General features: G+C 68.0%; 14 protein-coding genes and 1 tRNA gene. 6 read left to right on the forward strand and 9 right to left on the reverse strand.

Annotated features, from left to right (window positions below; genetic code table 11):
* Positions 1–20 precede the first annotated feature (20 nt).
* The 3 genes from QRO93_RS08535 to QRO93_RS08545 all read right to left on the reverse strand — a co-directional run bounded on the left by QRO93_RS08535 (position 21) and on the right by QRO93_RS08545 (position 4,319).
* Positions 21–1,322 (reverse strand): aminotransferase class V-fold PLP-dependent enzyme, encoded by a 1,302-nt coding sequence (locus QRO93_RS08535; protein WP_180878852.1) that lies wholly within the window; start codon positions 1,320–1,322, stop codon positions 21–23.
* Positions 1,322–3,724, reverse strand: a complete 2,403-nt coding sequence (locus tag QRO93_RS08540) for a TonB-dependent siderophore receptor (RefSeq protein ID WP_180878850.1) — start codon at positions 3,722–3,724, stop codon at positions 1,322–1,324. The genes QRO93_RS08535 and QRO93_RS08540 overlap by 1 nt, the downstream gene beginning before the upstream one ends.
* Positions 3,725–3,911: 187 nt before the next feature.
* Complete coding sequence (locus tag QRO93_RS08545) at positions 3,912–4,319, reverse strand: hypothetical protein (RefSeq protein ID WP_180878848.1); 408 nt, start codon at positions 4,317–4,319, stop codon at positions 3,912–3,914.
* Positions 4,320–4,505: 186 nt separating this feature from the next.
* On the opposite strand from QRO93_RS08545, the gene QRO93_RS08550 reads away from it, so the two are divergent.
* From QRO93_RS08550 to QRO93_RS08560, 3 genes are read left to right on the forward strand one after another with little or no spacing between them, the layout of a single operon-like run.
* Positions 4,506–5,333, forward strand: coding sequence for an AraC family transcriptional regulator (locus QRO93_RS08550; RefSeq protein WP_053451052.1), 828 nt, complete (start codon positions 4,506–4,508; stop codon positions 5,331–5,333).
* 13 nt (positions 5,334–5,346) lie between these two features.
* Positions 5,347–6,459: an alpha/beta fold hydrolase gene (locus QRO93_RS08555; protein WP_180878846.1), complete on the forward strand. Its 1,113-nt coding sequence runs from the start codon at positions 5,347–5,349 to the stop codon at positions 6,457–6,459.
* Between the two features lie 58 nt (positions 6,460–6,517).
* Entirely contained in the window at positions 6,518–7,189 is a 672-nt protein-coding gene (locus QRO93_RS08560; protein WP_180878845.1) for a VOC family protein, read from the forward strand.
* A 1-nt stretch (position 7,190) separates the two neighbouring features.
* Here the strand turns inward: QRO93_RS08560 and QRO93_RS08565 are convergent, their stop codons facing one another.
* The 3 genes from QRO93_RS08565 to QRO93_RS08575 form a co-directional block, all read right to left on the reverse strand.
* A complete protein-coding gene (locus QRO93_RS08565) occupies positions 7,191–8,594 on the reverse strand; it encodes a YgcG family protein (RefSeq protein WP_180878843.1) in 1,404 nt (467 codons plus the stop codon).
* Positions 8,591–10,426, reverse strand: a complete 1,836-nt coding sequence (locus tag QRO93_RS08570) for a M3 family metallopeptidase (RefSeq protein ID WP_180878841.1) — start codon at positions 10,424–10,426, stop codon at positions 8,591–8,593. The genes QRO93_RS08565 and QRO93_RS08570 overlap by 4 nt, the downstream gene beginning before the upstream one ends.
* A 77-nt stretch (positions 10,427–10,503) precedes the next feature.
* Positions 10,504–11,016 carry a hypothetical protein gene (locus QRO93_RS08575; RefSeq protein ID WP_180878839.1) on the reverse strand — a complete coding sequence of 171 codons (513 nt, stop codon included), beginning with the start codon at positions 11,014–11,016 and terminating at the stop codon, positions 10,504–10,506.
* An 81-nt stretch (positions 11,017–11,097) separates the two neighbouring features.
* On the opposite strand from QRO93_RS08575, the gene QRO93_RS08580 reads away from it, so the two are divergent.
* Complete coding sequence (locus QRO93_RS08580; RefSeq protein ID WP_053451057.1) at positions 11,098–11,724, forward strand: YiiX/YebB-like N1pC/P60 family cysteine hydrolase; 627 nt, start codon at positions 11,098–11,100, stop codon at positions 11,722–11,724.
* A 54-nt stretch (positions 11,725–11,778) separates the two neighbouring features.
* On the opposite strand, the gene QRO93_RS08585 is transcribed toward QRO93_RS08580, so the two are convergent.
* The 3 genes from QRO93_RS08585 to ubiA form a co-directional block, all read right to left on the reverse strand.
* Positions 11,779–11,937, reverse strand: a complete 159-nt coding sequence (locus QRO93_RS08585; protein ID WP_014038817.1) for a hypothetical protein — start codon at positions 11,935–11,937, stop codon at positions 11,779–11,781.
* 272 nt (positions 11,938–12,209) lie between these two features.
* On the reverse strand, positions 12,210–13,634 hold the full coding sequence (locus QRO93_RS08590; RefSeq protein ID WP_005411492.1) for a short-chain fatty acid transporter: 1,425 nt from the start codon (positions 13,632–13,634) through the stop codon (positions 12,210–12,212).
* 269 nt (positions 13,635–13,903) lie between these two features.
* Entirely contained in the window at positions 13,904–14,797 is an 894-nt protein-coding gene (gene ubiA, locus QRO93_RS08595; protein ID WP_053451059.1) for a 4-hydroxybenzoate octaprenyltransferase, read from the reverse strand.
* Between the two features lie 149 nt (positions 14,798–14,946).
* Between ubiA and QRO93_RS08600 the strand changes: the two genes are divergently transcribed.
* Positions 14,947–15,023: transfer RNA gene (locus QRO93_RS08600), tRNA-Arg, on the forward strand.
* 70 nt (positions 15,024–15,093) lie between these two features.
* Positions 15,094–16,221 carry an AraC family transcriptional regulator gene (locus QRO93_RS08605; protein ID WP_180878837.1) on the forward strand — a complete coding sequence of 376 codons (1,128 nt, stop codon included), beginning with the start codon at positions 15,094–15,096 and terminating at the stop codon, positions 16,219–16,221.
* The last annotated feature ends 57 nt before the right edge of the window (positions 16,222–16,278 follow it).

The following is a 16,278-nucleotide window of genomic DNA, read 5'->3' on the forward strand; positions in this document are numbered from 1 at the left end:
TTGCCGGCCAGCGGCCGCCACTACCCCAATGCCGCCAAAGCCTTCACCAATGCATCCATCTGCTCCGGCCGGGTGAACACCGACGGCGTCACCCGTACGCAGGCGCCGGAATCAAGCCCGTCGCGGTGCGTGGTGAACACCCGATGCTCGTCCAGCAGGCGCTTCTGCAGCGCGATGTTGTCGGCCGTGCTGGTGCGCCCGCGCAGGCGGAAGCTGGCCAGCGCACTGGCCAGCGCCGGGTCCGGCGAGGACAGCACTTCGATATGTGCCATCTGCCGTGCCGGCTCTGTCCAGCGCTCGCGCAGGTAGCGCAGGCGCGCCTGCTTGTTGGCCGCACCGATGCGCTGGTGCAATGCGATCGCTTCCGGCAGTGCCAGGTAGGCGGCGAAGTTGACCGTGCCGGTGTGCACCCGGCTGCCCACGCGGCCATCGTCGGTCTCGCCCATGTACGGGTCCAGATCCGCCACGCGGCCCTTGCGCACGTACATCGCGCCAACGCCGACCGGTGCACCGATCCATTTGTGCAGGTTGATGCCAACGAAGTCGGCTTTCAGGTCTGGCACCGCATAGTCGATCTGGCCGAAGCCATGTGCCGCATCGACGATCACATCGATGCCGCGCGCCTGCGCACGCTCGGCGATCTCCGCCACCGGCAGCACCAGCCCGTGGCGATGGCTGACCTGGGTCAGCAGCACCAGCTTCAGCCGCGGCAGGCGCGCGAACGCGGCCTCGTAGACCTGCAGGATCTGCGCGTGGTCTGGCACTGCCGGCAGTGCGATGCGCTCCACCTGCACGCCGCGACGCTGCTGCAGCCAGCGCATCGCGCCGATCATGCTGTCGTAGTCGATGTCGGCGTGCAGCACCTGGTCACCGGGCTGCAGGCGGTTGTAGCCGCCGATCAGGGCCAGCATCGCCTCGGTGGCGCCGCGGGTCAGCGCGATCTCGTCGGCCGCCACGCCCAGCAGTTCGGCCACCTGCCGATGCACCGCCATGTAGTGCGCCGGGAATTCGCGGCGACCGTACCAGGCGTTGCCACGGTTCACCTCGGCGGTGTGGCGCTGGTAACTGACCAGCGTCTCCCGGCCCATCGCGCCCCAGTAGCCGTTCTCCAGGTGGTTCACTTCGTCGGTGATGTCGAAGTGGCTGGCCACCGCGGACCAGTAGGTTTCATCGTGGGCCAGCCTTTCCGGTGCCACGGTCTTCGCAGGAATCTCCATCGGCCCAGCGTAGCGCGCGGCCGCTTGCGCAGGCAGTGAAGGCAGCACGGCGGCGGCCGGCAGCAAGGTGCCGGCACGCAGCAGGGAACGACGGGTACGGTCCATCAGAAGCTCAACCGGTACTGTGCGTAGAGGTTGGCGCCATCGGTGTCGTACGGCGCGTTGCGCGAATAGACCAGGCCACGGCTGGCCTGGAAGGTGGCCTCATCCGGGTAGCGGTCGAACACGTTGTCGGCGCCCACGCGCAGGCTGTGGTGTTCGTTGATGCGGTAGCCCACGGCCAGGTCAAGGAAGCTCATCGCGCCGAAACGCTGGTAGATGTCGCCCACGGCGTTGCCGCTGGAGTCGGTCCAGGCGCCGTAGTAGCGCATGCGCGCCATCAGCGACCAGGCGCCGATGTCCCAGCTGCCGGTCAGGCTGCCCTTGTGCTCGGGCAGGCGGTCTTCGAACAGCACGCGCTGGGTCTCGTTGGTGGCCACCGAGGTGCTGCCGTTGTTCACGCGGGTACGGTTGTAGTTGTAGGCCAGGGTCAGCGTCATGCGGCCCGCGCCGAGGTCGCGCAGGTAGTTGCCGACCACGTCCACGCCGGTGGTGGTGGTGTCGAAGTCGTTGGTGAAGTAGTTCACCGAGGTGTAGCCCAGCGGGTTGGGCGTGCCGGCCGGAATGGCGAAGCTGGCCGACTGGCTGAAGCGGTCGGTGAGCTTGATCTGGTACACATCCACCGAGCCGGACAGGCCCAGGTCGGTGCGCCAGGTCAGGCCCAGCGAGGCGGTACGCGATTCCTCCGGCTTCAACGGCTTGGCACCGAGCAACTGGGCCAGCGGATCATTCGGCGACAGGCGGCCGCTGGTGAAGATCTGCAGCGTGCGCGTGTCCAGGCCCTGCGTGGTGCTGGTGGTGTCGAGCTGCGCCGGGGTCGGTGCACGGAAGCCGGTGGACACGGTACCGCGCAGGGCCACGTCCGGGGTGATCGCAAAGCGCGCCGAGAGCTTGCCGTCCAGCGTACTGCCGAAGCTGGAGAAGTCTTCATAGCGACTGGCCGCGCCGATGCTCCAGCGCTCGCCCAGCGGCACCTCCATATCCACATAGGCCGCCTTGCTGCGCTGGCTCCACTGTCCGGCCTGACTGGCCGAGAAGCCCGGCGCGCCGTTGGAATTGGCTTCCAGGCCAGCAGCTGCACCCGGGCCGACCGCGTACGACGCTGGATCACCGGCGCGCACCTGGTAGGTCTCCTGGCGGAACTCGCCACCGAAGGCGACGTTGATCGGCTTGGCCAGCGCGGCCACGTCCCACTCGTAGTTGAAGTCGGCGTTGGCGTTCTTCTCGGTCTGGGTCAGGCGGCCGAGATCGAACGCGGTCGGGCTGGCCGGACCGAGCGAGGCATTGATCGAGTTCTTCAGGCTGTAGTCGATGGCGTTGCGGCCATACGACGCGCTGACATCCCAACGCAGTTTGGGCGTGATCTCGCCACGCAGGCCACCCACCAGCTGCAGGTCGTTCTGGACGTTGCCGTACTGCGGGCTGAAGCCCACCGGATAGATCGAGCGCAGGTTCCAGCCGGGGAAGATCGTGGTCGTACGGTAGGCGCCGGTGGTGGTATCGGGGTTGCGCCAGTTGAAATCGCTGACGCCGTCGCTGTGGCTGTACAGGCCGAAGGCATAGAGCTCCAGCGTGTCGCTGGCGTTGGCCTTGACGTTGAAGCCGACACGGCGGCTTTCAAGGTCCGGCTGGCCCCAGCGCTGCACCGGGTTGGGCACGTCCAGGTCCGGATGCGCGGCCTGGAAGGCGATGGCATCCGGGCGCTGGCGGGTGCGCGAGGTTGCATCGGAATTGGACGATTCGGCGAACAGCACCAGGCTGCCGTAGTCACCCAGCGACCAGCCGGTGCGCGCACTGAAGTCGCGCGAGGCACCGTCGCCCTGCGCATACTGCGAATAGCCAGCGGTGATCTCGGTGCCGGGGCCATCCTCGAGAATGATGTTGATGACGCCGGCGATGGCGTCCGAGCCGTACTGCGCCGAGGCACCATCGCGCAGCACTTCGATGCGCTTGATCGCGCTGGTCGGAATCTGCGCCAGATCGGCCGCCTGCGCACCGCGGTTGCCCAGCAACGCGCTGCGGTGGAAACGGCGGCCGTTGACCAGCACCAGTGTCTGGTCCGGCGACAGGCCACGCAGGGTAGCCGGGCGCACGAACACCTGGCCGTCGGCCATCGGCAGGCGCTGCACCACGAACGACGGCACCAGCTGGGCCAGCACGTCCTTCAGATCGGTGGATTCAACCGACTTGATGTCTTCCTTGGTGAATACATCCACCGGCGCCAGCGTTTCGAACTGGGTGCGGTTGGAGGCGCGGGTGCCGGTGACCAGCATCGCATCGAGCTGGGTGGGCGCCGCGCGGCTGCCTGCCGAGGCATCGACCGCATCGGCCTCCGCTGCGATCGCGCCTCCTGCGCTGGCCATGGAAAGGGCGAGGAGGATGGAACGCGAAAGCTTCGAACGATGCACGGCAGGGCTCCGGAAAGACACGACAGGGCCAGCACCTGCGCAGGCACAACAGGGCTGGACAAGGCGCGCAGTCTCGGCGCGATCTGTGAAGGAGCCATGACGTGAGTACGACAGCTTGATGCGCCAACCCAGGTTGGCCCCTGCCACACCCCATTACCGCCCCACGCCCCATCCCCGCGTACAGGGGCTAGCCGTTGCCGTTGCCGTCGTCGCCAAAGCCGAAACGGGCCGGCCGCGCCGTTCGCAGCGGAACGAACATCAGGGCGGCGAACACCATCAGGGCGGGGGTGGACATGATCCAGATGCCCCTGTTGCGAATCCCGATGCCCATGACGTCGGCCTGCAGATCGCCGATCCACTGCAGCTGCGTCAGTATCATCACCAGCCCGCCGATGGTCGCGCACGGCAATCCACCGTGACCAGCCGCAAACAACGTCGGTGTCAGGCACGCGCCCAGCAACGCGAAGCCGGCGCGGTACACCCAGGGATTGCCGCGCCACCGTGGTGCGCCGAACAACATCAGCAGCAGCAGCGCCAGGGTCAGCAGACTGGGCAGTACCCAGAGCATGAGCAGCATTTCGATCATCTCGATCATCGGCCGGGCTCCACTGGCCGGGCATCCCACGCCGTCGTTCGCATCTTCCTGCTCCTGATCTCGTCCATGAAGCGCACATTGTTGCTGGTGTGCTGGAAGAGGCAAAGCCCCGGCGGCGCAAGAACTGCTAAACGAAGCGCCACGCGATCCGCTACTGTGCCTGGCATCGGCTTCAGGGAACGGCGGATGAGCGCGGCAGGCAAGGCATTGTGGTACATCGAAACGCATGCGGATTCACCGCTGGCACTGGCCGATATCGCAGCGGCGGCCGGGCTTTCGCCGTTCCACCTGTCACGCCTGTTCCAGGCCCGCACCGGCACCTCGGTGGTGCGCTACCTGCGGGGGCGGCGCCTGAGCGCCGCCGCGCAGCGACTGGCCGAGGGTGCGGGTGACATCCTGCCGGTGGCACTGGCGGCGGGCTACACCACCCATGCCGCGTTCACCCGCGCCTTCTGCGAACAGTTCGGGCAGACGCCGGAGCGGGTGCGCGAGAATGGCATCGCTGGATTGGCACTGGTGCAGGCAATACGCGTGGATGAAGCGCCGGCCGCCTGCACGGAAGCTCCGCGCCTGCTCGACACCCCCGCCTTCCAGGTTGCCGGCATCGGCATGCGCCACACCCGTGACAGTGGCGGTGCGATTCCCGGGCAGTGGGCGCAGCTCAACCGCGAATGGCCAACGCCAGCGCCGATCAGCTTCGGCGTGTGCTGCAACAGCGATGACGACGGCGGCTTCGACTACATCGCGGCACTGCCGGCCAGCGCGCGATCGACCGTACCCGCGCATTGGCAACGGGTCACGGTGCCCGCACGTCGCTATCTGGTGGCCTGGCACGGCGGGCACATCTCCAGCATCCGCTCCACCTGGTTCTGGCTGCTGGACCACTACCTTCCCCACTCGGGCCTGAGCCTGGCCGATGCGCCGGACCTGGAACGCTACGACGCCCGCTTCGATGAGCACACCGGCAATGGCGGCGTGGAAATCTGGTTGCCGGTGGACCAACGCCCTCGCTGACATGGAGTTGAAGATGCGCATGAAGGCCACTGTGCTGGGAATGATCCTGATCGGCCTGGCGAGCGTCGCCGCCGCCGACGAAACCGGGTTGGCCGGCGAGCGCCACGGCACCACGACGGTGGACAGCGCCGCGGTGCGCGATGTGCAGCACCGCGACGCGCTGCGCTACACGGTCTGGTATCCGGCACAGGCCGGCAGCCGCGAAACCGCGTTGACCATCGGCCCGCCCGATGCGCCCCTGTTCGACGTCGGACGTGCAGCGCTGGATGCACCGGTTGCGGGCACGCGCCTGCCCACCCTGCTGCTCTCGCATGGCAATGGCGGCAGCGCGCGCATGATGGGCTGGCTGGGCACGGCGCTGGCGCGCGCCGGGTATCTGGTGATCGCGGTCGATCATCCCGGCAACAACGGTGCCGATCCGATGACCCTGCCGGGCAGCGTGCTGAGCTGGTTGCGTGCCGATGATCTGCGCGCTGCGCTGGCGGCGGTACAGGCCGATCCGGTGCTCGGTGCACACGTCGATCGCAGTCGATTGGGGGTGGTCGGGTTCTCGGCCGGTGGCTACACCGCGCTGCTGGCCGCCGGTGCACGACCCGACCTGCAACGGCTGCTGGCGTTCTGCCGTGCACATCCGGATGACGGCGTCTGCCGGCCGCAGCAGGAGGCCGCCACGCACACCATGGAAGCGCGCCTGGCCGCCGCGGCCTCCCCTGCACTGGCCCCCTGGATCTCCCACTCTGACGACGCGCGCGTCCTTCCCGGCGTGCGCGCGGTGTTCCTGCTGGCGCCCGCGATCGTGCAGGCGTTCGCGCCCGGGCAGCTGTCCTCGCTGCAGCTGCCGGTGTCGATCGTGCTGGGCGATGCTGACAAGGTTGCCCCGCCGACGAGCAATGGCGAAGCTGCACAGGCATTGATTCCGGGTGCGACGTTGCTGCGCCTGGCGGATGTCGGCCACTACGATTTCCTGTCCACCTGTACGGCTGCCGGCGTGCAGCGGCTACCGGACCTGTGCACCGCTGCGACGTCAAGGGCGGGAACCCACCGGCGGACGGTGGATGCAGCGACGGGGTTCTTCGACGCTGCGCTGCGTGAGCCGCACGATAACGAACCGTTGCATCTACGGTGACACGTGCGCAATCCCCGCAGGATTAAACTCGGCGCATGCGCTCCATGGAGGATCGATCATGCGCCTGCTCCACCTGACCCTGCCGGTGTCCGACGTGGCCACCGTCGCCGCGTACTTCCACGACGTGCTGCAGCAGCGCGTGGTCGGCAACCACGTGCACGTCGGCTGGAGCACGATCGAACTGCAGCCCGCCGCTGATCATCCGGTCGGCGGCGTGCACCTGGCCTTCAACGTGCCCGACAACCGCTTCGGCGAGGCGATGGCCTGGCTGCGCGAGCGCACCGCCTTGCAACGCAATCCAGCCGGACTGGACTACTTCGCGCTGGAAAGCAGCTGGCAATCGCAGTCGGTGTACTTCACCGGTCCCGATGGCCTGATCCTGGAACTGATCGGACGCCGCCGCCTGCCGGGCAGCACGCGCCAAGGCGCTTTCCACGGCGGCGAGCTGACCTGCCTCAGCGAAGTCGGCCTGCCCAGCCACGATGTCGACAGCGTGCGCGAGCAGGCCAGCCAGCGCTTCGGCCTGCAGCCGATCAGCCCGCCGTCGCCGCAGTTCGCGCCGATGGGCGACGACGAGGGCCTGCTGATCGTGGTGGCGGCCGATCGCCGCTGGTTCCCCGAGCAGAAGGATCTGCCCAACGCGCAGGGCCTGCAGCTGCAGGTCGGCGATGTAGGCGGCGCGGGTGTTGTGGAAGACGCTTCGCTGGGGTGGCGCGTGCAGGCTGCCTGAACTACCAGCTGCCCGACGCGCCACCGCCGCCGCTGCGCCCGCCGCCACCGGACCAATCGCTGGAACTGCTCGAGGATGAACGTGACGACGCACTGCTGGACGCGCTGCGAGAGCCACCGGATGAGCGCAGGCCGCCGCGTGCCCTGTCAGCCGGCAGCAGGGTGAAGATCCACACGAAGTACAGCACCAGCGTGCCCGCACTCCACCCGATCGTCGCCGCAAGGCGCGCCGCCGGCTCGGCCCGATCGATGGCCAGCAGTGCGAAGAGTGCGTAGCCGGCGCTCAGCAGCAACAACACCGTGAACCGTACCGCGAAGCTGCCGCGATCCTTGTGCCAGCGCGCGCGGCCGGCCTGTACGATGAAAAACACCAGCATCGCGGCAATACCCACGGCCAGGTCCAGCAACACGTGCAGGGCCAGGCTGGGCGGCAACTGGCCCCGCAGCAGCATCACCCCGAAGAACACCCCATTGGCCCCGAGCAGGCCCAGCAATACAACGCGCAGGCCCCGGCTGCGGCGCCAGCACCAGCCGAGCAGGCTCGCCACGGGTACGCACAGCGCCAGCACGAAGCAGAGCGCCGCCATTGCCTGGCGGGGTGCCCACAGCGCCGCCGCCAGCACACCGGCGGCGATCACCGCAGTCACCAGCACCGGGCGGCCCCAGGCCGGTAACCGCTTCGGTCGTGTCTGCGGCGTGGCGGCCGCACGCGATGTTCCGCGCCGGCGCTGGCGATGCCTGCGCGCGAAGTCGTCCGGCGTCCTTGCCTCGGGCCGCGAGGGCGGCGACCGCCACAGCCCGGCGAGGAAGCCGGCCAGCAGCGACAGGGCAACCACCGAATCCGCGCTGCGCCAGTCCGGCGGCAGCACGTTGCGTGCCGACGGATCTTCCCAGCCCGGCAACGCCTCGCCATCAATCAGCGCGACCACGACCTTCGTTCCATCCAGCAGCCCCTGGTCGAGGTCGCCCTCGCGGAAGCGCGGCACGATCGCCTTGTCGATGATGCGTGCGGCATAGGCATCGGGAATCGCACCTTCCAGGCCATAGCCGGTCTGGAGGCGCACGCGGCGGTCCTGCACGGCCACCAGCAGCAGCACGCCATCATCGACACCGGCGCGGCCCAGCTGCCATTGCTCGAACACCCGCTGTGCATAGGCTTCGATGCCCTCGTCGCCAACCTGGTCGACCACCAGCACCTGCAACTGCGCGCCGGTACGCGCCTGCAGCTGTAGCGCCTGCGTGCGCAGCGCGTTGCGGGTGTCCACCGACAGCGCATGGGCGGTGTCCACCACCGGATCATCCAGCGCCGGCACCGCCACGGCGGCCATCGCCATCATCGGCAACAGGCACAGCAGCAACAGCCCTACCGTGGCCCAGCTCCGCCTGACCGCTCGCAGCCCGCTCATGCGCCCTGCCCCTGCTCGATCCGCGCATGCAATGCCCGCAGCTGTGCGGCCAACTGGTTGAACACCTGCAGATCGGCATCCACCAGGGCCGGCCAATCCGGCGCCTGCCCCAGCAGCTGTGCCACCTGCTCGTTCGGCGCGCGATCAAAGCCTTCGCCCAGCACGGCCAGATAGCGCTGACGGAACCGCTCAGGGTCGCGCTGGTCCTGCACGTAGAGCTGCACGGCCAACAGCCCTGCATACAGGTAGTTCACCAGATAGTTCGGGTCGTCATACATCAGGCGCTTGCCGATCCAGCTGTTGCGCAGCTGCGGATAGTGCTCCGGATCCTGGCCGAAGCGCGCCAGCACCTGGCCGGTCAGCGCATCCAGGTCATCGGCGGTACCCAGCGTGTTGTCGGCCACGCCCCGGTAGATCGACTGCTCCAGCTGCGCCTCCTCGGACGAGGTGAACAGCTGCAGCACCATGTCGTCCAGCAGCGACTTCAGGTAGTAGGCCTTGGCCCGCGGGTCCTGCGCCTGCTGGTACAGCTGGTCGCGGAAGCGCAGTTCGTTGTAGATGGCGAACGCCTCGGTCAGCCATGGGCTGCCATTGCGCTGCAGCGGCGACGCATGGCCACGCTGCATCCACTCGCCATGCAGCGCGTGACCGGCTTCGTGCGCGATCTCGACATCGCTCTCCAGCTCGCCGCTGCGCACGCCGACGAACAGCATTGCCGGTGCGCCAGGTGCGCTCACCGGGAAGGCATCCAGGCTGCGGTCACCGCGCTCGGTGGCCAGGTCCATGCGCCGGTTGGCCGGATCGAGCAGCGCGCGCAGCTCGCCAACATACGCCGGGCCCAGGTGCTGCATGGCATCGGCGGCGGTGTCGCGCAGCTGCGGCAGCGCCAGCACCGGCGGGGTGTATCCGGCATCGGGCACCGTGGTATCCCAGAGCTGCGGCGCATCGATGCCCGAGCGCGCGGCGTGGCGCAGCAGCATGTTCTGGTAGCCACGCCGATCGCCAGCATGATGTTCGATTGCCAGCAACGTCGCATCCACCGCCGATGTATCCAGGCCCATGCGCTGGTAACCACGCGCCGGGGCCGAGCCATCGCCCTGCAGGCGTGCGGCGGCATCGTTCACCTGCACCAGCCCCAGCAGTACCGAGGCCATCGGCTCCCGGCGTGATTGAAGGCCTTGCCAGTAGCCCTTCCAACCGGCCTCGCGCAGCGCGCGGTCCGGATGCCGGGCCAGCGCCTGCTTGTCGTGCCCGGTATCCCAGTGCCGTCCATCGCGCTCGATCTGCGGGTACTCGGCGCTGCGCAGGATCTGCCCACGCAGGCGCGCGAAGCTGTCCAGCGCCGGATCCGCCAGGGCGTCCACCGCCTCATCCAGCGCGGCATCGGCCGGGACGGCGGCTTCCTTCAGTGCACGCGCGCGCAGGAACGCATACGGTGCTGTCCACTCGGCGTCAACGGGCGCCTCACGCAGTACAGCGCGAGCAGTTCGGGCGATGCGGCTGCACAGCCCCATCACCTGGTCCAGCGCCTGTGCCGGTCGGTGGTCGCGCGCGTTGCGGGCGGCCTGCAGGTGCAGGTAGGCATGATGGCGCAGGCACTGTGCCTGCATGGCCTCGGCCTGCTGGAAACGTTGCGCGGGCGCAATGCCGGCCGCATGCTGCAGGGCCTCCAGCTGCTTCTCCAGCGCATCACGCGCGCGCTGCTCGGCCGCCGCATCGGCGAAGTAGGCACGATCATCGGCCTGCAGCGATTCCGCCCGGATACCGGCAAGAGGGGCCATCGCCAGAATCACGGCAACGACTGCGGTAGTGCGCATCCTGCGAGCCTGCATCGGCGTCTCCCTGCCTGGACCAGGCCTTGAGCCTAGCAGCCGCTGCCGCCCCGCGCCTGTGCCGGATCAGGCGTCCTTCAGATCGATTCGTCCTCACGCTTGACCAGCGTCCAGCACGGCGCCTGCGCGAAGGTGTAGGTCTGCTGGTCGCTGCTGTCCGGCGTGCGGATCTGCACCTGGCGCTGGCCATCGGCCAGCGCACTGACCTGCATCTCGCGGCCCTGCCCGGCCAGCGCGGCGGGATCAGGCATCACCGGCCATTCGACGTCGGCCAGTGCCAGGCGGCTTTCGACCTTGCGCGGTTCCGGCTCGGCCTCGGCATCGATGTAGCTGTCCAGCAATGGGTCGGCGGTGGCCTTTTCCTGCAGCGCGATCTCGTGGCCGAAGTGCTTCAGGAACGCATCGAACTGCGGATAAGGGCATTCAGCACTGGCCGGCGCCGGCGCAGGTTGAACCGCTGCGGCCGTGGATGTCGGCGCGGGGGCGGCCGGTGCGGTTTCCGTGGGCGTTGGCGGCGGCTCGGGCGTGCAGGCAACCAGCGCCACGCCACAGGCCAGCGCCAGCACTGCGGCAGAACGGTATCGACGCATGGGCTCATCCTGAATCCGGTTGGGTCGCCCCATGCTACCGCGCCCCCTACAATCGCTGCATTCTGCCTGTCCGGGAATTCCATGCATCGCTTCCTGCTCCTGATCGGCCTGCTGCTGCCCGCCCTGTGGCCGGCCGTGGCAATGGCCGTCGATGTCCGCGAAGGCGACCTGCTGTTCGTGACTGCCGGCCGCAGCGGCCTCAGCGCGGCCATCGACGATGCCACCGGCAAGCAGGGCGCACCCAGCTTCGATCACGTCGCGCTGGTCGCTTCCGCGCCGAAAGGGTGGGAGGTACTGCACGCCGACGAGAAGGGCTCGCGCCGGCAGTCGCTGTCCGCGTTCCGCCAAGACGCTCGTGCCAAGCATCGGCAGATCGTGGTCTATCGCCTGCGTGCGCCGCAGCAGGCGACCATCAAGGATGCGGTCGCCACCGCACGCACCATGCTCGGCAAGCCGTACAACACGTCATACGTGTTGAACGAGGACAGCTACTACTGCTCGGACTTCATCGAACGCGCCTTCCGCGCGCATCACGTGTTCGCGCTGCAGCCGATGAACTTCCGCAATCCGCAGACCGGGCAGATCGCCCAGCACTGGGTGGACCTGTACCACGGCATGGGCATGGAGGTTCCGCAGGACCAGCCCGGCACCAACCCCAACGACATGTCGGCCGCGCCGGTGCTGCAGCGCATCGGCGTGCTGGAATAAGCGAAGCCCCGCACGAGGCGGGGCTTCACCGGTCACGCCGCGTACCGCGCGTGGTCATTCTTCTTCGTCGTGGCCGCCCTGCTGCTGGTTGCGCTCTTTGCGCTGCTGATCCTGTTGCTGCTGTTGCTGCTGGTCACGACGGCCCTGCTGCTGATCCTGCTGGTTCTGCTGGCCCGGCTGCTTCTGGTTCGGGTTCTGGTTCTGCTGTGCCATGTCCGTTCTCCGAAAGCCACGCGCGAAATGCGGTGGACGGGGCCATCGTCTGCAGCGATTGGTTAATCACGCGTGCGTGGGCGGCTACATCTGTGTGTACGCGCGTGAATGAACACGCCAAGCCCCTTGCAGCACAAGCCCATGAAGGATTCATGCGGGTTCGGCATGTGCTCATGCCCGCGTCGGGGCAACGCGCATTCATGGCTGCCGCGGCCGGGAACGCGCGCTGAACGTGGCGGCTGTGCCCTGCTGCAGGAACACCTGCACTGGATTCAAGGCATCACCGGCGGCACATACGCCAGGGTCATGCCCAGCAGCCACAGCAGGCCCAGCACCAGCGGGATGTGCACCAGCAGCTGGATGAAGGTGAAGCCGACAATGTCGCGTGCTTTCAGGCCGAGCACGCCCAGCAGCGGCAGCATCCAGAACGGATTGATCAGGTTCGGCAGCGCTTCGGCCGCGTTGTAGACCTGTACCGCCCAGCCCAGGTGCGCCTTCAGTTCGTTGGCGGCCTGCATCACGTACGGCGCCTCGATGATCCACTTGCCACCACCGGACGGCACGAAGAAGCCGAGCACCGCCGAGTAGACGCCCATCACCAGGGCGAATGTATCGGTGCTGGCCACGTGCACGAACAGGCTCGACAACCGGTGCGCCAGCGTCTGCCCGTCACCGCCGGCAGCGTGGGTCAGGATCATGGCGATGCCGCCGTACAGCGGGAACTGGATCAGCACGCCGGTGGTGCTCGGTACCGCCTTGGCCACCGCGTTGAGGAAGCTGCGCGGCCGCCAGTGCAGCAGCAGGCCCAGCGAGATGAACAGGAAGTTGTAGGTGTTGAGGTTGGCGATGGCGGTGACCACCGGCTTGTTGGCGAACTCGTTGAACAGCCAGCCAAACGCCAGCAGCGAGAGCAGCACGGTCAGCAGCGGGCTGTACTCCAGCCATTCGCCTGGGCGCGTGCGTCGCTGCAGCGGCTCCGGCTCGGCCTGCGCAGCACCGGGGAAATCCTCGGCGGTGCGGGCGCTGCCGGCGGCCGGCGCGGTCAACCAGGCGATCAGCAGCGAGACCAGGATCAGCACCGCGGTCAGCGCGATCGACTGCCACAGGAAGATGGTTTCGGTGAACGGCAATACGCCGGTGATCTCCACCAGCCCCGGCGGCATGCTGGCCGGGTTGGCCTGCAGCTGCGCGGCCGACGAACTCAGCCCCATCGCCCACACCGCACCCAGGCCGAGATAGGCCGACGCACCGGCCGCGCGGTAGTCCATGCGCAGCTCGGTACGGCGCGCCAGCGCCCGCACCAGCAGGCCGCCGAACACCAGCGAGAAGCCCCAGCTGAGCAGCGAGGCCAGCATGCTGACCAGGCCCACGTACACCACCGCGCCACGGCCGGTGCGTGGCACCCGGGCGAGGAAGTCGATGAAGCGCGCGACCACCGGCGCAGTGGCCACGGCATAGCCACCGATGACCACGAAGGCCATCTGCATGGTGAAGGGAATCAGGCTCCAGAAGCCGTCACCGAAGGCGCTGGCGGTAGCCTGCGGGGTCGAGCCGAAGCCCATCGCGGCCAGCGCAACGATGACCACGCCCAGCACCGCGAACACATACGCATCGGGGAACCACTTTTCCGCCCAGGCGGCCGAGCGCAATGCAGCGCGCGCCATCCAGCCGTCCTGTACTGCTGCCGTCGAGGCCATCGCCTACCCTCCCAGGTTCGATGGACCGATTCTGGGCGGTGGGGTGCGGGCTGTCAGCCACCTATTGGTCGTAGGCGGGAGGCTGGTCGTGCCGGCCGCTGGCCGGCAACCTCGGGATCGTGCACGTGTGCAGCCGGCCAGCGGCCGGCTCTACCAAACCCAGGAATTGTCGTAGGTGGCGGAGGCTGGTCGTGCCGGCCGCTGGCCGGCAACCTGGGGATCGCTCACGTGTGCAGCCGGCCAGCGGCCGGCTCTACCCAGCCCTGGCGTCAGCGCAGCGCCAGGTCCACGGCGATGCCGGCAAACAGCGCCGCGCCCACCCAGTTGTTGTGCAGGAACGCCTTGAAGCACGGGCCGCGTTCGCGGTTGCGGCAGATCCAGAACTCGTACACCACCAGCACGGTGGCCACGGCCACGCCGGCCAGGTAGTACCCGCCCAGCCCGCCGCGCACGCCGACCAGCGCCATCGTGGCCAGGAACAGCGCATACAGCACGCCCTGGATGACCAGGTCGAGATCACCGAACAGGATTGCGGTGGAGTGCGAGCCCATCTTCAGGTCATCCTCGCGGTCGACCATGGCGTACCAGGTGTCGTAGGCGGTGGACCACAGGATGTTGCCGGCGTACAGCAGCCAGCCCAGCATCGGCACCTCGCCCTGCACGGCAGCGAATGCCATCGGAATGCCCCAGCCGAACGACATGCCCAGGTAGACCTGCGGCAGATGGGTATAGCGCTTCAGGTAGGGGTAGCTGGCGGCCAGGAACACGCCGATGAAGCTCAGGCCGATGGTCAGGCCGTTCAGGGTCAGCACCAGGCCGAACGCCACCAGCATCAGCACCGCGAACAACACCAGCGCAGCGCGGCCACTGATCGCGCCGGTGGCCAGCGGACGCGCCTTGGTGCGTTCCACATGCGGGTCGAGCCAGCGGTCGGCGTAGTCGTTGATGACGCAACCGGCCGAGCGGGTCAGCCACACGCCGGCGGTGAACACGAACAGCGTCCACAGCGGCGGCAGGCCGCCGGCGGCCAGCCACAGCGCCCACCAGGTGGGCCACAGCAGTAGCAGCGTGCCGATCGGACGATCAGCGCGCATCAGACTCCAGTAATGCCGCCAACGCGGCGTCGCCGGCGACTGCGGCGAAGTGAGGGGGGTATCAGCCATGCCGATAGGATACTCCTGCCCCTCTGGCAGGGCTTTGCCCGTGGGGGGAGATTTGTTCGGCGAAACTGGATAGAATGCCGGTCCCGCACCGCTTCATGGCGCTGCGATGCCCGCCCCGGCACTGGCCGACGGCGCGGCGGTTCTACAACGCGCCCGTAGCTCAGCCGGATAGAGTAGTGGCTTCCGAAGCCATTGGTCGGGGGTTCGAATCCCTCCGGGCGCGCCATCTTCCCCTTGTTGCCTGCACACCGTTCCCGGTGCTGGACGTTGCTGCGTGCTTCATCAACACTGCAGGCATGACGCCACCGGATCTGCTGAAACTGGCGGCAGGCGCCGCGATTCTCGGCCTGGCCGCACTGTCTACCGGCGTGAGCGTCGGCCGCACGGGGCGTGGCAATCTGCTGCTCACTGCGTTCTTCGCCTGTTTTGCTGCCGCCAGCCTGTCCGGGCTGGTGCTGCTGGGTGGCCAGGCCTGGCTTCCGCCCGATGCCGTTCGCTGGCTGCGCGTCATCGAAGTGCCGTTGGTCTACCTGCTGGGCCCACTGCTGTATGGCCATGCGCGCGCGCTGCTGGCACCTGTACCGGAATCTGCATCGACATTGCCGGCCGGGCATCTGTTGCCGGCCGTCCTCGCGTTCGTCATTTCCCTGTGCAACGCCCTCACCCCCTTCGAGGCGACGCCACTGGGCAGCGCCCTGTTCCAGCTCAGCTTCCACGGTTGGCTGCTGCAGGGGGCGCCGTACCTGCTCGCCACGGCGTGGCTGTCATTGCGCAGGTCCACCAACACGCAGGGATCGGCCATGCAGCGTAGTGGGCTGCGCGGACTGGTGGTGGTGATGGCCGGTTGCTGGCTGGCCAGCGCGATGAACCGGTGGCCGCCGGACGCCGCTCCGCTTCTGGCCAGTATCGGGCTCAGCCTGTTAACCACGGCAGGTATGTACCTGCTGGCGTGCCAGGTCGTACGCCAGCAGCTGCGTGCAAGTGTGGTCACTTCGGCACCCGTCCTGATGGACATGCCCGCATCCGCCGAGGATACGCCCCGCGCACGCTACGAACGCTCCGGCATCGATGCAACGCAGTGCGCGGCCATTGCCAGCGCGCTGACCGCATTGATGCAGGACGAACGCCTGCATGAAGCGCCCGGACTGGATCTCCAGTCCCTCAGCCAGCGCAGCGGCTGGTCATCCAACCAGGTCTCGCAGGCCCTCAACCAGGGCCTGGGCCAGAACTTTTCCGAGTTCGTGACCGGCTTCCGTGTGGCTGCAGCGAGAACGTGCCTGTCCGATCCGTCCGACCTCCGCAGCGTGCTGGACATCGGCCTTGCCGCCGGCTTCGGCAGCAAGTCCACCTTCAACAGCGCGTTCAAGCGCGCCACCGGGCAGACGCCCAGCGAGTACCGGCGCCGTCGCACCACGTCCGACTGAACGTCCAATCCTTCACGCCCGGTCGAATATCTCCCGTCCCTGCGCTGCCATCACCTT

Origin of the sequence: Stenotrophomonas maltophilia group sp. Smal17 (assembly GCF_030237045.1) — a bacterium.
Lineage (GTDB): Bacteria > Pseudomonadota > Gammaproteobacteria > Xanthomonadales > Xanthomonadaceae > Stenotrophomonas > Stenotrophomonas forensis.